The following is a 16,554-nucleotide window of genomic DNA, read 5'->3' as shown; positions in this document are numbered from 1 at the left end:
GGCGATCAGCTCACACGGCTGAGTTCGACCAGACGATCCGAGCCACCTTCGGCGACACGGTTGTTGCGTTCGTTGAGGCGATCGGCGCCACCTTCGGCGACACGGTCGTTACGTTCGATCAGGCGATCCGAGCCACTTTCGGCGACACGGTCGTTGCGTTGGATCAGACGATCCGAGCCACCTTCGGCAACGCGGTCGTTGCGTTGGATAAGGCGATCGGAGCCACCCTCGGCAACGCGGTCGTTGCGTTGGATCAGGCGATCCGAGCCACCTTCGGCGACGCGGTTGTTACGTTCGAGCAGACGCTCGGAACCGCCTTCGGCCACACGGCCTGCGCGTTCCTGCAGGCGCTCGGCGCCGCCTTCTGCCAGGGTGTTCAGCGGTTGGCTGACGGTGGCGGCGCTGGAGCGCGATTCGGCGCTCAGGTGCTGGTCTTCGGCTGGCAGGGCGAAGGCGTTGGCGGCAAGTACGGACAGGGTCAGGCTCAGCAGCAGATGGCGTTTCATGGTTCGGTGCTCCTCGGGGGGGCTGGAAAGTGGGTACGAAGCCAATGCTACGCCTGGTAACTCCAGAGAAAAGTTCATCAGGATAATGGTAACAATCGACGGGATTGATACTGTGCGTGGAGGGCTCTGGATCAATGTTTTCAGGTGTTCCGCAAGCGTTGAGGCACGCTTGAGGCCCGGTAACACTGCCGCTGTCCATGGACGAAAAGCTGAGAAAGGCGTCAGGAAAATCCTGGTTATCATGGCGCACGGATTAAACCCGGCGGTTTTTCATCAGTCCGACATAATGAGTGCCATGCAGTCAGGAGAACCATGCAATGACGCGCCCTGCCAGAATCCTCATCTGGACCTTCGCCACCCTCGCCACCCTGCTGGCGATCCTGGTGGTGGTGATCGCCACTTTCGACTGGAACCGCGTCAAGCCGCTGCTCAACGAGAAAGTCTCCGAAGCCCTGCACCGGCCGTTCGCGATCAACGGCAACCTCGCCGTGCACTGGCGCACCGAGCCCGAGGAAGGCGGCTGGCGGGCCTTCGTGCCCTGGCCGCACTTCAGCGCCGAGGACCTCACCCTGGGCAACCCCGACTGGCTCAAGGAGCCGCGCATGGTCGCCCTGGAGCGCGTGGACTTTCGCCTGGCGCCGTTGCCGCTGATCGTCCAGCGCATCAGCATCCCGCGCATCGACCTGGTCAAGCCCAGCGCCAGCCTTACCCGGCTGGCCGATGGCCGGGCCAACTGGGTGTTCGATTTCGGGCCCAAGGATGAGAACGAGGCTCCGTCGAAGTGGGAGCTGGACATCGGCGCCATCGGCTTCGACCAGGGCAATGTCAGCTTCGACGACCAGACGCTGAAGACCAGCATGAAGGTGCAGGTCGACCCGCTGGGCAAGCCGATCCCGTTCAGCGACATCGTCGGCAAGGCCCGCGCCGAGAAGGCCGGCAATGCCCAGGCCTACGCCTTTGGCTTCAAGGCCCAGGGCCGCTACAAGGGCCTGGCGGTGGCCGGCACCGGCAAGATCGGCGGCCTGCTGGCGCTGCAGGACGCCAGCCAGCCGTTTCCGCTGCAGGCCGACGTGCGTATCGGCGACACCCGAGTCGCATTGGCCGGGACCCTGACCGACCCGCGCAACCTCGGCGCCCTCGACCTGCGCCTGAAGCTTTCCGGCAGCAGCCTGGGCAACCTCTACCCGCTGACCGGCGTGACCTTGCCCGATACGCCGCCGTACGCCACCGATGGTCATCTGACCGCCAACCTGCACGCCGCCGACGGCGCGCAGTTCCGTTACGAGGGCTTCAACGGCAAGATCGGCGACAGCGACATTCACGGCGACCTGGCCTTCGTCGCCAACCAGCCCCGGCCGAAGCTCTCCGGCAACCTGGTATCCAACCAGCTGCTGTTCAAGGACCTGGCGCCACTGATCGGCGCCGATTCCAACAGCGAGCAGAAGGCCCGCGGCGGCGCCAGCAAGCAACCGGCCGGCAAGGTACTGCCGGTTGAGGAGTTTCGCACCGAGCGCTGGCGGGCCATGGACGCCGATGTGACCTTTGCCGGCAAGCGCATCGTGCACAGCGAGAAGCTGCCGTTCAACGACCTGTCCGCCCATGTGATCCTCGAGGACGGCCTGCTGCGCCTGGAGCCGCTGCGCTTCGGCGTGGCCGGCGGCAACCTCGATTCCAACATCCGCCTGGACGGGCGCAGCGCGCCGTTGCAGGGTCGCGCCCGGCTGACCGCACGTGGCTTCAAGCTCAAGCAGCTGTTCCCTGGCTTCGCGCCGATGCAGACCAGCTTCGGTGAGCTCAACGGCGATGCCGACATCAGTGGCCGCGGCAACTCGGTGGCGGCACTGCTGGGCACTTCCAACGGGGATCTGCGCCTGCTGATCAACGATGGCGCGATCAGCCGCAGCCTGATGGAGATCGCCGGGCTCAATGTAGGTAACTACGTGGTAGGCAAGTTGTTCGGTGATGAGGACGTGAAGATCAATTGTGCTGCGGCGGATGTCGGGATCAAGAATGGCCTGGCCACTACCCGGTTGTTCGTCTTCGACACCGAGAACGCGATCATCTACATCAACGGCACGGCCAACTTCGCCAGCGAACAGCTGGATCTGAAGATCACCCCCGAGTCCAAGGGCTTGCGCCTGTTCTCGCTACGCTCGCCGCTGTATGTGCGCGGACCGTTCGCCAAGCCGAGTGCCGGCGTGCAGGCGGTGCCGCTGGCGCTGCGTGGCGCGGGGATGGTGGCGTTGGGCGTGGTGGCCGGGCCGGCGGCGGGGCTGCTGGCGCTGATCGCGCCGAGCAGCGGGGATGAACCGAACCAATGCACGCCGCTGTTGCAGCAGATGCGCGCCGGCAAGGCGCCGGCGGCGGCCGGCAAAGGTCATTGAGGTTCGTGGGAGCGGGCTTGCCCCGCGATGGCATCGACGCCATCGCGGGGCAAGCCCGCTCCCATGTAAACCTTGGGATCAGAGGCCTTTCAACAGGTCCGACATATCGTCCGCGTGCTCTTCCTCCTGCGCCAGGATGTCCTCGAAGATGCGCCGGGTGGTCGGGTCCTTGTCGCCAATGTACTGGATGATCTCGCGATAGCTGTCGATGGCGATGCGCTCGGCCACCAGGTCCTCCAGCACCATCTCCTTCAACGAACTGCCCGCCACGTACTGGGCGTGGGAATTCTTCGTCAGGTTGTCCGGATTGAAGTCCGGCTCGCCGCCCAGTTGCACGATGCGTTCGGCCAGCTTGTCGGCGTGCTCGGCTTCCTGGTTGGCGTGCTCGAGGAACTCCGCGGCGGCGACGCTGGCCTTGATGCCGCTGGCCATGAAGTAGTGGCGCTTGTAGCGCAGGACGCAGACCAGCTCGGTGGCTAGCGACTCGTTGAGCAGGCGCAGGATCTTCTCGCGGTCGGCGTGGTAGCCCTCGGTCACCGCGCCTTGCTCGACATGCTGGCGGGCACGTTCGCGCAGGGTCTTCACATCGGTCAGTTCAACGCTCATGTTCATCTCCGAAAGCATCAGGGTGGTCATGGGGTGTCATGCGCCGTGTGCGGCGTCGCTGTCTTGTTGGCGTTGCTTGCAGGTCTTGAAGCCCTTGGCGTCGACATGGCCGGTGGCGTCGAAGCGCACGTAGTAGGGCTGCTGGTGGCCATCGCGGTTGAGGATGTAGTCGTTGCAGGTGCCGCCGTGGGGCAGGTCGATGACATTCGACGGACTGCCGCCGATGGCGATGACCTTCTGCATGGTCATGCCGTGCTCGACCTGCTTGACCAGCGGTTCGTCGCGGTAGGTGACGTAGTCCACCGGGTTTTCCGGGCGGCTGCCGCAGGCGGCGAGGGTGGCGCTTGCCAGAAGGATGGCCAGGGTTCGCTTGTGCATGGTCCCGCTCCTTGCTCAGGGTCTGTTCTGCTTGGAACCGCGCGGCGCGCCGGGAGTTCGATTGCGCTTGTCTCCGGTCGCGCTGTAGGGTGGGCCGGTCTGTTCACGGATGAGGGCAAGGGTGATGAGTCAGGAGCTGGCCACGCGTTATCCACTGGTGCTGGTGCCGGGCATGCTCGGCTTCGTGCGGGCGCTGGTGTATCCCTACTGGTTCGGCATTGTTCCGGCATTGCGCCGGGGCGGCGCGCAGGTGTTCCCGGTGCAGGTGTCGCCGCTGCATTCCAGCGAAGTGCGGGGCGAGCAGTTGCTCGGCATCATCGAGGACATCTGCCAGCGCACAGGGGCCGACAAGGTCAACCTGATCGGCCACAGCCAGGGCGCGCTCAGCGCCCGTTATGCGGCTGCGAAGCGGCCTGATCGAGTGGCTTCGGTGACGTCGGTGGCCGGCCCCAATCATGGTTCGGAGCTGGCCGACCACCTAGAGCGCACGGCACCTGGTGACTCGGTCCGGGGGCGCACCCTCAAGGCTGTGCTGCATGGCTTCGCGGTATTGTTGGGTTGGCTGGAGACTGGCTGGCGCCGCGACCCACTGCCGATCGACGTGCATGCTTCGCACCAGTCGCTGACCAGTGCCGGGGTGGCGCTGTTCAACCAGGCTTATCCACAGGGGCTGCCGGAGGCCTGGGGTGGCGAGGGGCCGCCCGAGGTGAATGGTGTGCGCTATTACTCCTGGTCCGGAACTCTGCAGCCTGGGCTGACCGATCAGGGCCTGAACCGTTTTGACGGCAGCAACCGTTTTTGCCGGCTGTTCGCCCGCAGCTTCGTCAGGGAGAAGGGGCAATGTGATGGCATGGTCGGGCGTTTCAGCTCGCACCTGGGGCAGGTGATCGGCGATGACTATCCGCTTGATCACCTGGACATCGTCAACCAGTCGTTGGGCGCGGTGGGTAAGGGCGCCGAGCCGGTGCGGCTGTTCACAGAGCACGCCGCCCGCCTCAAGCAGGCAGGGTTGTGATCCATCGCGGGGCAAGCCCGCTCCCACGCCTGTGGATTGCACCAAATAATTTGCGGCGCGATTGCGGGACAACCCAGTTTTCGTGGGAGCGGGCTTGCCCCGCGATGAGGGCGTGGCCTAACGCCGTACCGGCGTGGTCCAGCGCTCGGCCAGCAGCACGCCAACCAGTGTCAGCACACCGCCAACCAGGTGATAACTGGCCAACTGCTCATCCAGCACCACCGCAGCAATCACCGCCGTGACCACCGGCAACAGGTTGAAGAACAGCGTGGTACGGCTTGGCCCCAGACGATGCACCGCCTGCATCCACACCCGCGGCGCAACCATCGAGGCCAGCAGGCCGGCATACAGCACCAGGCCAATGTTGTGCCCGTTCAGCCCAGTCTTCGGCGACAGCAGGAACAGCGGCAGCAACACCAGGATCGCCACCAGCACCTGCAGGTACAGCAGCTGCAGCGGCGGCAGGCGCAGTTGCCATTTCTTCAGCAGGAAGCTGTACAGCGCATAGGCGAAGGTGGCCACCAGCATCATCAGGTCGCCGGCGTTCAGCCCCTGGTGCAGCAGCACGCCGGGTTGCCCGGCCGAGACCACCTCCAGCACGCCGAAGAACGACACCAGTGCGCCGAGCAGCGCGCCATAGGTCAGGCGCTGGCCGAGCCAGGCGATGGACAGGGCCAGCGACATCAGCGGCATCAGCGAGAGGATGATGCCCATGTTGGTGGCGCTGGTGATGGCTGCGGCGAAGTAGGCCAGGCTCTGGTAGATGGCCATGCCCAGCACGCCCAGCACGAAGATCTTGCCCAGGTGCGGGCGGATGGCTGCGCGGTTGCGCCAGACCTGCGGCAGCAGGAAAGGGGTGAACAGCAGGCCGGCCAGCAGCCAGCGATAGAAGCCGATCTCGGCGGGGAAGATGGCCCCGGCGGACATCTTGGTGACCACGGTGTTGCCGGCCCAGATGAGGATGGCTATGAGGGGGAAGAGGTAGTTCATGAGACATCTCGGATAACAGTGAACACCCGTGGGAGCGGGCTTGCCCCGCGATGGCGCCAGACGGGGCGGCATCGTCGTCTGGTCGGTCGCCATCGCGGGGCAAGCCCGCTCCCACAGTGAGGGTGTGATGCCTGCGATTATCGCTTGTCTGTTCGTAGATCTATACTCTCATCCGGACAACTCGCCCCGCGAAGCAGACAGCATGACCCGCAAGTACCTCGACATTCCGCAATTCGACCGGCTCCCCGCACCGGTCTACTTCCGCTACGACGAATTCGGCGCCGATACCCACAGCCCGCCGCACCGTCACCCCTGGGGCCAGCTCAACTACGCCTCCCATGGCCTGATGCACCTGGACGTCGAGGGCCAGCGCTTCATCTCGCCCCCGCATTACGCCGTCTGGGTGCCACCGGACACCGAGCACGGCTGCTACAACCCCCAGGCCATCATCTACCGCTCGGTCTATCTGGAGCGCAGCCTGTGCGCCGAGCTGCCGACGCAGCCCTGCAGCCTGGTGATCAGCGACATCCTCAAGGCGATCCTCGGCGACTTCGCCCGCCGCGACCTGCACATCGCCCAGGACGAGCGCGACCAACGCCTGGTCCAGGTACTGATCGACCAACTGCACCTGGCGCCGACGCAGACCTGCTACCTGCCGTTCGCCCGCAGCGACAGCCTGCGCCAGGTGCTCGAGGCGTTGCACGCGGAGCCTGGCGACAACCGTCCGCTCGGCCATTGGGCCGGGCAGGTGCATGTCAGCGAGCGCACCCTGGCCCGGCAGTTCCTGCGCGAGCTGGGGATGAGCTTCGGCGAATGGCGCTTGCGCCTGCGCTTTCTGCGGGCCATCGAGGCGCTCGAGGCTGGCACGCCGATCCAGGCCATCGCTTTCGACCTCGGCTACAGCAGCGCCTCGGCCTTCATCGCCATGTTCCAGCGCCAGGCCAATTGCACCCCGGAGCAGTACCGGCGGCGGGCGCGGACAGAGATGTAAGAATTCTTGTCTACACTCAGCTGCGACGAGCGCGCATCCGGCGCGCAGGCAAGGAGACCACTCCATGAAGCTGCTGCACGTACCCCTGCTGGTGTTGGGCCTGTTGATCGCGGGCCAAGGGTTCGCCGCCACCGCGCAACAGGAAAAGATGAAGACCTGCAACGCCGACGCCACCACCAAGGCGCTCAAGGGCGATGAGCGCAAGGCGTTCATGAGCACCTGCCTGAAAAAGGATGTGCCGCAGACCCAGCAGGAGAAGATGAAGACCTGCAACGCCGACGCCACCACCAAGGCGCTCAAGGGCGATGAACGCAAGACTTTCATGAGTGACTGCCTGAAGAAGAAATGACCTGCGCCTATGCCTCTGCCGTGAAGGCTGGCAGACTGCGGGACTTTCCGCTGTCTGCCGTTGAGGCTGTATGACTTTCACTCCCCGCCAGGTCACCCTGGCCAGCTGGATCATCGTCATGGCGGGCCTGTTGCTGGCGCTGCCGCTGAAGCTGCTGCCGAGCCTGCTGGCCGGCCTGTTGGTCTACGAGCTGGTCAACATGCTCACCCCGCGCCTGCAACCGCTGATCGCCGGGCAGCGCGCGCGCTGGCTGGCGGTGGCGCTGCTCGGCACCCTGGTGGTGAGCACGCTGACGTTGCTGATCGCCGGCGCCTTCAGTTTCCTGCTGCACGAGGCTGAGAACCCCGGCGCCTCGCTGGACAAGTTCATGGGCCTGGTCGAGCGCGCCCGTGGCCAGCTGCCGCCGTTCATCGAAGCCTACCTGCCGGCCAGCGCCGCCGAGTTCAAGGTGGCCATCGGCGACTGGATCAAGAGCCACCTGAGCGACCTGCAACTGGTGGGCAAGGGCATGGCGCACATGTTCGTGACCCTGCTGATCGGCATGATCCTCGGCGCCATCGTCGCCCTGCAGCGCATCCCCGACATCTCCCGGCGCAAGCCCCTGGCGGCGGCGCTGTTCGAACGCCTGAGCCTGCTGGTGCAGGCGTTTCGCAACATCGTTTTCGCGCAGATCAAGATCTCGCTGCTCAACACCTTCTTCACCGGCATCTTCCTGGCCGTGGTGTTGCCGCTGTTCGGCGTGCACCTGCCGTTGACCAAGACGCTGATCGTGCTGACCTTCCTGCTGGGGTTGTTGCCGGTGATCGGCAACCTGATGTCCAACACCCTGATCACCATCGTCGGGCTGTCGCTGTCGATTTGGGTGGCGATGGCGGCGCTGGGGTACTTGATCGTGATCCACAAGGTCGAGTACTTCCTCAACGCGCGGATCGTCGGCGGGCAGATCAGTGCCAAGGCCTGGGAGCTGTTGCTGGCGATGCTGGTGTTCGAGGCGGCGTTCGGGCTGCCGGGGGTGGTGGCGGGGCCGATCTATTACGCCTACCTGAAGAGTGAGTTGAAGCGGGCGGAGTTGGTCTGATCATCGCGGGGCAAGCCCGCTCCCACAAAGCAGTCATGAATCTGGCGTGGGAGCGGGCTTGCCCCGCGATGAGGCCTTCGAATCAAACCGCGCCGTAACGCTTGCGCGCCTCGATCGCCAGCCCGCTGCCGATGCTGCCGAAGATATTGCCTTCCACATGCCGCGCATTGGGCAGCATCGCCGCCACGCTGTTGCGCAGCGCCGGGATGCCGCTGGAACCGCCGGTGAAGAACACCGTGTCCACCTGCCCCTCGCTCACGCCCGCCTTGGCCAGCAACTCGCTCACGCTGCCACGCACCCGCTCCAGCAACCCGCCGATGGCGTCTTCGAACAGCGCCCGGGTCAGCTCGGCCGACAGCTCCGGCTCGATACGGCCAAAGTCGATGCGGCGGCTGTCGCGCTCGGTCAGCTCGATCTTGCTGGCTTCCACTTCCATTGCCAGCCAGTGCCCGGCGCGCTGTTCGATCAGGTTGAACAGGCGGTCGATGCCCAGGGTGTCCTCGATGTCATAGCGCATGCTGCCCAGGGCCAGCTGCGACTTCTGCGAGTAGAGGGCGTTGATGGTGTGCCAGGTGGCCAGGTTGAGGTGGTAGCTGGTGGGCATCAGTGCGCCGCTCTTCATCCGGCTGCCGTAGCCGAACAGCGGCATCACGCCCTGCAGGCTCAGCTGCTTGTCGAAGTCGGTACCGCCGATGTGCACGCCGCCGGTGGCAAGGATGTCGCTCTGGCGCTCGGCCACCAGATGGCGCTCCGGCGACAGACGGATCAGGGTAAAGTCCGAGGTACCACCGCCGATATCGACAATCAGTACCAGCTCTTCACGGCTGATGCCCGACTCGTAGTCGAACGCCGCGGCGATCGGTTCGTACTGGAACGACACGTCCTTGAAGCCGATCTTGCGCGCAACCTCCGCCAGGGTGTCCTCGGCCTCCTGGTCGGCGGCCGGGTCTTCGTCGACGAAGAACACCGGGCGGCCCAGCACCACCTGGTCGAATTCGCGGCCGGCATCGGCTTCGGCGCGCTTTTTCAGCTCGCCGATGTACATGCCCAGCAGGTCCTTGAACGGCAGGGCGCTGCCCAGCACGCTGGTGTCGTGCTTGATCAGCTTGGAGCCCAGCAGGCTCTTGAGTGAGCGCATCAGGCGGCCTTCGTAGCCCTCCAGGTACTCGTGCAGGGCCAGGCGACCGTACACGGGACGACGCTCCTCGATGTTGAAGAAGACCACCGACGGCAGGGTGATCTTGCCGTCTTCCAGGGCGATCAGCGATTCGACGCTCGGACGGTGCCAGCCGACCGTGGAGTTGGAGGTGCCGAAGTCGATGCCAAGGGCGCGGGCCGGGGATACGTCAGACATGGGGGAGAGCTTCCGGAGGCAAAACGGCCGCGCAGTTTATGCGAGTCTGCGGCTAAATCAAGACCGGCCGTCTGCGATAGCGCAACCCCGGATGAACCTTGAAAGGCTATGCTTGACCCCAATCTTCAGTGGCAATACGTACATTCACATCGGTGATCCATAGATGGACTTCAAAGACTATTACAAGATACTCGGCGTCGAGGCGAGCGCGGACGAGAAGGCGATCAAGGCCGCGTACCGCAAGCTCGCGCGCAAGTATCACCCCGACGTCAGCAAGGAGCGTGACGCCGAGGACAAGTTCAAGGAGGCCAACGAGGCCTACGAAGTGCTTGGCGACAAGGACAAGCGCGCCGAGTACGACGAAATTCGCAAGTACGGCGGCCAGCATGGCCGGCCGTTCCAGGCGCCGCCTGGCTGGCAGTCCCGTGGCGGCAATGGCGGCGGCGGTGGCTTCGAGGGTGGCGATTTTTCCGACTTCTTCAGCTCGATCTTCGGTGCCCGGGGCGGCAACCCCTTCGGTGGCGGCGGTGGCCGGCAACAACGCAGTGCCGGCAGGCGAGGGCAGGACGTGGAACTGGAACTGGCGGTCTTCCTCGAAGAGACCCTGAACAAGGAATCCAAGCAGATCAGCTTCCAGGTGCCGCAGACCAACGGCGCCGGGCAGCGCACCGGGTTCACCACCAAGACGCTGAACGTGAAGATCCCCGCCGGGGTGACTGACGGCGAGCGCATTCGCCTCAAGGGCCAGGGCGCGCCGGGCGTGGGCGGTGGCGCCAATGGCGACCTGTTCCTGACCATCCGCATGGCACCGCACCCGCTGTTCGATGTCGAAGGCCATGACCTGATCATCACCGTGCCCCTGGCACCATGGGAGGCGGCGCTCGGCGCTAAGGTGGCCGTGCCGACCCTGACCGGCAAGATCAACCTGACCATCCGCCCCGACAGCCAGAGCGGCCAGCGCCTGCGGGTCAAGGGCATGGGCCTGCTGAACAAGCAGGGCGAGCGCGGCGACCTGTACGCCCAGCTCAAGGTGGTCATGCCCGCCCAGTCCGACGCCGCCGCGCGCGAACTGTGGACCCAGCTCTCCGAGAAAGCCGCGTTCAATCCGAGGACTCAATGGAGTAAGTGATCATGAGCAGCACCCTGATCGTTCAACTGGACATGCGTACCCTGTGCCAGGAAGCCGATGTGTCGGCCGACTGGGTGATCGAGATCGTCGAGCACGGCATTGTCGAACCGTCGGGGCGAACGCCCGAAGAGTGGGTGTTCGATGACCGCGCGCCGGTGACGTTGAAACGCGCGGTGAAGCTGCATCAGGAGCTGGAGCTGGAGTGGGAAGGGGTGGCGCTGGCGTTGGAACTGTTGGAAGAGGTGCAGCAGCTGCGCAGTGAGAACAGCATGTTGAAGCAGCGGTTGGGCAGGTTTACCCAGATGTGACAGGTATTACCTGTTAGATCCTGGGGCTGCTGCGCAGCCCTTTCGCGACACAAGGCCGCTCCCACAGGAATTGCGCCAGCTTTTGGCATTTGAGCAAGACAGTTGCTCCCACAGCAGATCATGTTCCTCTGTGGGAGCGGCCTTGTGTCGCGAAAGGGGCGCAAAGCGCCCCCAGGTTCACGAGACTTTCGCGATGACCTTGAAATACAACGCAGTCGCCCGATAAACCCCTTCCGGGCCACAGGCATAATCCGGAATCTCCCCCGCCTTGCTGTACCCCTGTGCCCGATAGAACGCCTCGGCCCCAGACCCCGCCTCGGTATCGAGAAACAGCATCCCCCGCCCGATCCGCCGCGCCTCGGCCTCCAGGGCCCCCATCAACTGCTGCCCCAGCCCACGCCGCCGCGCATCGCTGTGCACCAGCAACTTCTGCACCTCGCCCCGGTTCAGCCCATTGGGCTTCAGGCACAACCCTAGCTGCACACTACCCAGCACCTCCTGCCCCTGGGCAATGACCCAGAGCAGTTGCTCGCCACCGGCCAGCTTTGCCTTCACCTCATCGAAGTAGGCCTTGGCCTGCTGTTCGTCGATATCGGCAAGAAACCCCACCGACGCGCCCTGGCGCACTGCATCGAGCAACAGGGCCACCAGCCCGTCGCGGTAGTACGCCAGGCCTTCGTGGGTGACGCGGTGCAGTTGGGCGGTGTTCATGGGCTTCAGGTCCTTGAAGGGGGAAGGGGGTTGTCATCCAGGTAAAGCTGCATGAAGGTCAGGTCCAGCCAACGCCCGAACTTCACCCCCACCTGCGGCATCTGCCCGGTGATGCTGAAGCCCAGGCGCTCGTGCAGGCGGATCGATGCGGCGTTGCCGCTCTCGATGGCGGCGACCATCACATGCTTGTCGCAGTGGCGCGCGCGCTCGATCAGCGCGTCCATCAACACCGGGCCCAGGCCCTTGCCGCGCTGGTCGCCACGCACGTACACCGAATGCTCGACGGTATGCCGGAAGCCTTCGAACGGCCGCCAGTCGCCAAATGAGGCATAGCCCAGCACGCCGCTGTCGTCCACCGCGACCAGGATCGGGTAGCCCTGCTGCGCACGGGCCTCGAACCAGGCCAGGCGGTTGCCCAGGTCCACGGGGGTTTCGTTCCAGATCGCCGTGGTGTTGGCCACGGCGTCGTTGTAGATGTCGAGGATGCCCGGCACGTCGTCGATCAGGGCGTCGCGGATCTGGTAACTCATGACAGCGTCTCGCAAGGGAAGTGGTTGCAGATTAAATGGTAACCAGGCCGCGCACACCTTCGGCCTGCATGTTTTCGCCCCGGCCGCGCTGGATGATTTCGCCGCGGGCCATGACCAGGTACTGGTCGGCCAGCTCTTCGGCGAAGTCGTAGAACTGCTCCACCAGCAGGATGGCCATGTCGCCCCGGTCGGCGAGCTTGCGGATCACCGCGCCGATCTCCTTGATCACCGACGGCTGGATGCCTTCGGTGGGCTCGTCGAGGATCAGCAGGCGCGGGCGGCTGGCCAGGGCGCGACCGATGGCCAGTTGTTGCTGCTGGCCGCCCGAGAGGTCGCCGCCACGGCGTTGTTTCATCTGCTCCAGCACCGGGAACAGCTCGTAGATGAAGGCGGGTACTTCCCGTGCCTCGCGGGCGGGGAAGCGCGACAGCCCCATCAGCAGGTTTTCCTCGACGGTCAGGCGCGGGAAGATCTCGCGGCCCTGGGGCACGTAGGCGATGCCGGCCTGGACCCGCTGCTGGGGCTTGAGCGTGGTGATGGGTTTGCCTTCCCATTCCACGCGGCCCTCGCGGGCCGGCAGCAGGCCCATCAGGCAGCGCAGCAGGGTGGTCTTGCCCACGCCGTTGCGGCCCAGCAGGCAGGTGACCTCGCCGACCTTGGCCTCGAAGGACAGGCCGCGCAGGATGTGGCTGCCGCCGTAGTATTGGTGCAGGGTGTCGATTTTCAGCATGTTCTGCCCTTGAGTCGTTCAATTCGTGGGAGCGGGCTTGCCCTACCGCCCGAGATACACCTCGACCACCCGCTCATCCTCCTGCACCTGCGCCAGCGATCCTTCCGCCAGCACACTCCCCTGGTGCAGCACCGTCACATGGTCGGCAATACTGCCCACGAACCCCATGTCATGCTCCACCACCATTAGCGAATGCTTGCCCGCCAGCGAGCGGAACAGCTCGGCAGTGAACTCGGTCTCGGCGTCGGTCATCCCCGCCACTGGCTCGTCGAGCAGCAGCAATCTCGGCTCCTGCACCAGCAGCATGCCGATCTCCAGGAACTGCTTCTGTCCATGGGACAACAACCCCGCCTGGCGTTGTGCCAGGGGCAGCAGGCGCAGGGTGGTCAGCACCTCCTCGATGCGCTGGCGCTGCTCGCCGGACAACCGTGCCACCAGGCTTGCCCACACCGACTTGTCGGCCTTGAGCGCCAGCTCCAGGTTCTCGAACACCGTCAGCGCCTCGAACACCGTGGGCTTCTGGAACTTGCGGCCGATGCCGGCCTGGGCGATCTGGCACTCGCTCATGCGGGTCAGGTCGAGGGTGTCACCGAAAAACGCGGTACCCGAATCGGGCCGAGTCTTGCCGGTGATAACGTCCATCATCGTGGTCTTGCCGGCGCCGTTGGGGCCGATGATGCAGCGCAACTCACCGACGCCGATGTACAGGTTCAGGTCGTTGAGCGCCTTGAAGCCATCGAAGCTGACGCTGATGCCCTCCAGGCTCAGCACCGTGCCGTGGCGGGTGTCGAGCCCGGTCTCGCGGCGCCGGCCCAGGCCGATGGCTTCGCGTCCGCTGCCGATCTGGTCGAAGATCGGTTCCAGCATGAATTCCGGATGCACCGGGGGTACGCTTCTCATGGCTGGCTCCTTTTCTTCACAAGGCCGACCACGCCCTTGGGTAGGTACAGGGTGACGAGGATGAACAGCGCGCCGAGGAAGAACAGCCAGAACTCGGGGAACGCCACGGTGAACCAGCTCTTCATGCCATTGACCAGGCCGGCGCCAAGCAGCGGCCCGATCAGTGTGCCGCGCCCGCCGAGCGCCACCCACACGGCGGCTTCGATGGAGTTGGTCGGCGACATCTCGCTGGGGTTGATGATGCCCACCTGCGGCACGTAAAGCGCCCCGGCCAGGCCGCACAGCACGGCGCTGAGCACCCATACCAGCAGCTTGAAGCCGCGCGGGTCGTAGCCGCAGAACATCAGCCTGTTCTCCGCATCGCGCACGGCGGTGAGCAGGCGGCCGAACTTGCTCTGGGTCAGGCGCCAGCACAGGAACAGGCTGCCCAGTAGCAGGCCGACCGTCAGCAGGAACAGCACGGCCCGGGTGCCCTGGGCGGTGATGTCGAAACCGAGGATGGTGCGGAAATTGGTGAAACCGTTGTTGCCGCCAAAGCCGGTCTCGTTGCGGAAGAACAGCAGCATCCCGGCGAAGGTCAGGGCCTGGGTCATGATCGAGAAGTACACGCCCTTGATCCGTGAGCGGAAGGCGAAGAAGCCGAACACCAGCGCCAGCAACCCCGGCGCCAGCACCACCAGGCACAGCGCCCAGGCGAAGTGCTGGGTGCCGGCCCAGTACCAGGGCAGCTCGCTCCACGACAGGAAGGTCATGAACCCCGGCAAGCCATCGCCGGCCGCCTGGCGCATCAGGTACATGCCCATGGCGTAGCCGCCCAGGGCGAAGAACAGACCGTGGCCCAAAGACAGCAAGCCTGCGTAGCCCCAGACCAGGTCCAGGGCCAGGGCGACGATGGCGTAGCAGAGGATCTTGCCGACCAGGGTCAGGGTATAGGCCGAGACCTGCAAGGCGTGCCCGTCGGGCAGCAGCGACAGCAGCGGCAGGGCCAGCAGCACCAGGACGACAACGGCGCCGACGGCCAGTGAAACCCGGGTGCCGACCTTGCGCGTGGCAGTGACAATCAATGGCTGGTTCATCAGTCGATTACCCGTCCCTTGAGGGCGAACAGGCCTTGCGGGCGCTTCTGGATGAACAGAATGATCAGCGCAAGGATGAGAATCTTGCCCAGCACCGCACCGATCTGCGGCTCCAGCAGTTTGTTGGCGATGCCCAGCCCGAAGGCCGCCCACAGGCTGCCGGCCAGCTGGCCGACGCCGCCGAGCACCACCACCAGGAACGAGTCGATGATGTAGCTCTGGCCCAGGTCCGGGCCGACGTTGCCGACCTGGCTCAGGGCCACGCCGCCGAGCCCGGCAATGCCTGAGCCGAGGCCGAAGGCGAGCATGTCGACGCGCCCGGTGGACACCCCGCAGCAGGCCGCCATGTTGCGGTTCTGGGTGACGGCGCGCACGTTCAGGCCCAGCCGCGTGCGGTTGAGCAGCAGCCAGGTGAGCAGCACCACCGCCAGGGCGAAGCCGATGATCACCAGGCGGTTGTACGGCAGCACCAGGTTGGGCAGCACCTGGATGCCGCCGGACAGCCAGGCCGGGTTGCTCACCTCGACGTTCTGCGCGCCGAAGATCAGGCGCACGGCCTGGATCAGGATCAGGCTGATGCCCCAGGTGGCCAGCAGGGTTTCCAGTGGGCGACCGTAGAGGTGGCGGATCACCGTGCGCTCCAGGGCCATGCCGACCCCGGCGCTGACGGTGAAGGCCACCGGCAGGGCGATCAGCGGGTAGAACTCGATGGCGCCGGGGGCATAGCGTTGCAGCAGCACCTGGACCATGTAGGTGCTGTAGGCGCCGAGCATCAGCATCTCGCCGTGGGCCATGTTGATCACCCCGAGCAGGCCGAAGGTGATCGCCAGGCCCAGCGCCGCCAGCAGCAGGATCGAGCCCAGCGACAGGCCGCTGAAGGCCTGGCCGAGCAGCTCGCCGACCAGCAATTTGCGTTGCACTTGGGCCAGGCTGGTTTCAGCGGCGGTGCGCACGGCGGCGTCGGTTTCGGCGTCGGGTTGTAGTAGCGCTTCGAGGCGGGTGCGGGCCAGCGGGTCGCCGGTTTCGCCGAGCAGGCGCACGGCGGCCAGGCGTACCGCGGGCTCGCTGGCGCCCAGTTGCAGGTTGGCCAGGGCCAGGCCGAGGGCGGCGTGCACGGCGGCGTCCGGCTCGCTGGCGAAGCGGCGGTCGAGGAACGCCATTTGCGCGGGTTGCGCTGTTTTTTGTAGTTGCTGGGCGGCGGCCAGGCGCACGTCGGCTTGTTCGCTGAGCAGTTGATGGCTGGCCAGGGCGTTGTCGATCAGGCCTCGCAGGCGGTTGTTCAGGCGCAGTTTGCGGGTGTCATTTTCGGCGATGCGGCCCTGGCGCAGGTTGTCCAGCAGCGGCAGGCGGGCGGTATCGGGTTGGGCGGCCCAGGTTTCGAGCAGGCGGGCTTGCTCGGCGGGTTTGGCGCTGAGGAAGAATTCGCCTTCGCTGGCTTGAGTGGCCAGGGGTAGAAGCAGCAGTAGTGTGAGCAGGAGTCTGAGCATGCGGGCCATCCTGGAAATCGGCGGTGGATTCA

Annotated in this window: 18 protein-coding genes; 7 read left to right on the top strand and 11 right to left on the bottom strand. The window is 65.3% G+C overall.

Features of this window, described 5'->3' with window-relative positions; genetic code table 11:
* Positions 1–5 precede the first annotated feature (5 nt).
* Positions 6–506, bottom strand: coding sequence for a phage infection protein (locus HU735_RS12695; protein ID WP_186713795.1), 501 nt, complete (start codon positions 504–506; stop codon positions 6–8).
* Between the two features lie 317 nt (positions 507–823).
* Between HU735_RS12695 and HU735_RS12690 the strand changes: the two genes are divergently transcribed.
* Entirely contained in the window at positions 824–2,890 is a 2,067-nt protein-coding gene (locus HU735_RS12690) for an AsmA family protein (protein ID WP_186713794.1), read from the top strand.
* Positions 2,891–2,968: 78 nt separating this feature from the next.
* On the opposite strand, the gene HU735_RS12685 is transcribed toward HU735_RS12690, so the two are convergent.
* Positions 2,969–3,526, bottom strand: coding sequence for a ferritin-like domain-containing protein (locus tag HU735_RS12685; RefSeq protein WP_186713793.1), 558 nt, complete (start codon positions 3,524–3,526; stop codon positions 2,969–2,971).
* 6 nt (positions 3,527–3,532) lie between these two features.
* Positions 3,533–3,874: an osmotically-inducible lipoprotein OsmE gene (gene osmE / locus HU735_RS12680; protein ID WP_186713792.1), complete on the bottom strand. Its 342-nt coding sequence runs from the start codon at positions 3,872–3,874 to the stop codon at positions 3,533–3,535.
* A 124-nt stretch (positions 3,875–3,998) separates the two neighbouring features.
* On the opposite strand from osmE, the gene HU735_RS12675 reads away from it, so the two are divergent.
* The gene (locus HU735_RS12675; RefSeq protein ID WP_186713791.1) at positions 3,999–4,889 is read left to right on the top strand and encodes a triacylglycerol lipase; all 891 of its coding nucleotides are present in this window, start codon (positions 3,999–4,001) and stop codon (positions 4,887–4,889) included.
* A 117-nt stretch (positions 4,890–5,006) separates the two neighbouring features.
* Here the strand turns inward: HU735_RS12675 and HU735_RS12670 are convergent, their stop codons facing one another.
* Entirely contained in the window at positions 5,007–5,879 is an 873-nt protein-coding gene (locus HU735_RS12670; RefSeq protein ID WP_186713790.1) for a DMT family transporter, read from the bottom strand.
* 202 nt (positions 5,880–6,081) lie between these two features.
* On the opposite strand from HU735_RS12670, the gene HU735_RS12665 reads away from it, so the two are divergent.
* The 3 genes from HU735_RS12665 (at position 6,082) to HU735_RS12655 (ending at position 8,297) form a co-directional block, all read left to right on the top strand.
* Complete coding sequence (locus HU735_RS12665; RefSeq protein ID WP_186713789.1) at positions 6,082–6,870, top strand: helix-turn-helix transcriptional regulator; 789 nt, start codon at positions 6,082–6,084, stop codon at positions 6,868–6,870.
* Between the two features lie 64 nt (positions 6,871–6,934).
* The gene (locus tag HU735_RS12660) at positions 6,935–7,219 is read left to right on the top strand and encodes a PsiF family protein (protein ID WP_050707114.1); all 285 of its coding nucleotides are present in this window, start codon (positions 6,935–6,937) and stop codon (positions 7,217–7,219) included.
* Positions 7,220–7,289: 70 nt separating this feature from the next.
* Entirely contained in the window at positions 7,290–8,297 is a 1,008-nt protein-coding gene (locus HU735_RS12655) for a hypothetical protein (RefSeq protein WP_062360876.1), read from the top strand.
* Positions 8,298–8,379: 82 nt separating this feature from the next.
* Here HU735_RS12655 and HU735_RS12650 read toward each other — a convergent pair whose 3' ends face one another.
* A complete protein-coding gene (locus HU735_RS12650) occupies positions 8,380–9,651 on the bottom strand; it encodes an Hsp70 family protein (RefSeq protein ID WP_186713788.1) in 1,272 nt (423 codons plus the stop codon).
* Between the two features lie 163 nt (positions 9,652–9,814).
* Between HU735_RS12650 and cbpA the strand changes: the two genes are divergently transcribed.
* A complete protein-coding gene (gene cbpA, locus HU735_RS12645) occupies positions 9,815–10,780 on the top strand; it encodes a curved DNA-binding protein (RefSeq protein ID WP_011535908.1) in 966 nt (321 codons plus the stop codon).
* Between the two features lie 2 nt (positions 10,781–10,782).
* The gene (locus HU735_RS12640) at positions 10,783–11,088 is read left to right on the top strand and encodes a chaperone modulator CbpM (protein WP_011535907.1); all 306 of its coding nucleotides are present in this window, start codon (positions 10,783–10,785) and stop codon (positions 11,086–11,088) included.
* A gap of 177 nt (positions 11,089–11,265) precedes the next feature.
* On the opposite strand, the gene HU735_RS12635 is transcribed toward HU735_RS12640, so the two are convergent.
* Genes HU735_RS12635 through urtB form a run of 6 tightly spaced genes read right to left on the bottom strand, consistent with a single transcriptional unit; the run spans position 11,266 to position 16,522 of the window.
* Complete coding sequence (locus HU735_RS12635; RefSeq protein ID WP_186713787.1) at positions 11,266–11,799, bottom strand: GNAT family N-acetyltransferase; 534 nt, start codon at positions 11,797–11,799, stop codon at positions 11,266–11,268.
* Positions 11,800–11,804: 5 nt separating this feature from the next.
* A complete protein-coding gene (locus HU735_RS12630; RefSeq protein ID WP_186713786.1) occupies positions 11,805–12,329 on the bottom strand; it encodes a GNAT family N-acetyltransferase in 525 nt (174 codons plus the stop codon).
* A 31-nt stretch (positions 12,330–12,360) separates the two neighbouring features.
* Positions 12,361–13,059, bottom strand: a complete 699-nt coding sequence (gene urtE / locus HU735_RS12625; protein ID WP_186713785.1) for an urea ABC transporter ATP-binding subunit UrtE — start codon at positions 13,057–13,059, stop codon at positions 12,361–12,363.
* 42 nt (positions 13,060–13,101) lie between these two features.
* A complete protein-coding gene (gene urtD, locus HU735_RS12620) occupies positions 13,102–13,959 on the bottom strand; it encodes an urea ABC transporter ATP-binding protein UrtD (RefSeq protein ID WP_186713784.1) in 858 nt (285 codons plus the stop codon).
* On the bottom strand, positions 13,956–15,035 hold the full coding sequence (urtC, locus tag HU735_RS12615) for an urea ABC transporter permease subunit UrtC (RefSeq protein ID WP_186713783.1): 1,080 nt from the start codon (positions 15,033–15,035) through the stop codon (positions 13,956–13,958). Before urtC ends, urtD begins: the two co-directional genes overlap by 4 nt.
* The gene (urtB, locus tag HU735_RS12610; protein WP_186713782.1) at positions 15,035–16,522 is read right to left on the bottom strand and encodes an urea ABC transporter permease subunit UrtB; all 1,488 of its coding nucleotides are present in this window, start codon (positions 16,520–16,522) and stop codon (positions 15,035–15,037) included. The genes urtC and urtB overlap by 1 nt, the downstream gene beginning before the upstream one ends.
* Between the last annotated feature and the right edge of the window lie 32 nt (positions 16,523–16,554).

Origin of the sequence: Pseudomonas sp. BW16M2, assembly GCF_014268865.1 — a bacterium.
Lineage (GTDB): Bacteria > Pseudomonadota > Gammaproteobacteria > Pseudomonadales > Pseudomonadaceae > Aquipseudomonas > Aquipseudomonas peradeniyensis.
Note: the sequence above shows the minus strand (reverse complement) of the source record. Positions and strands in the feature narration are given on the sequence as shown.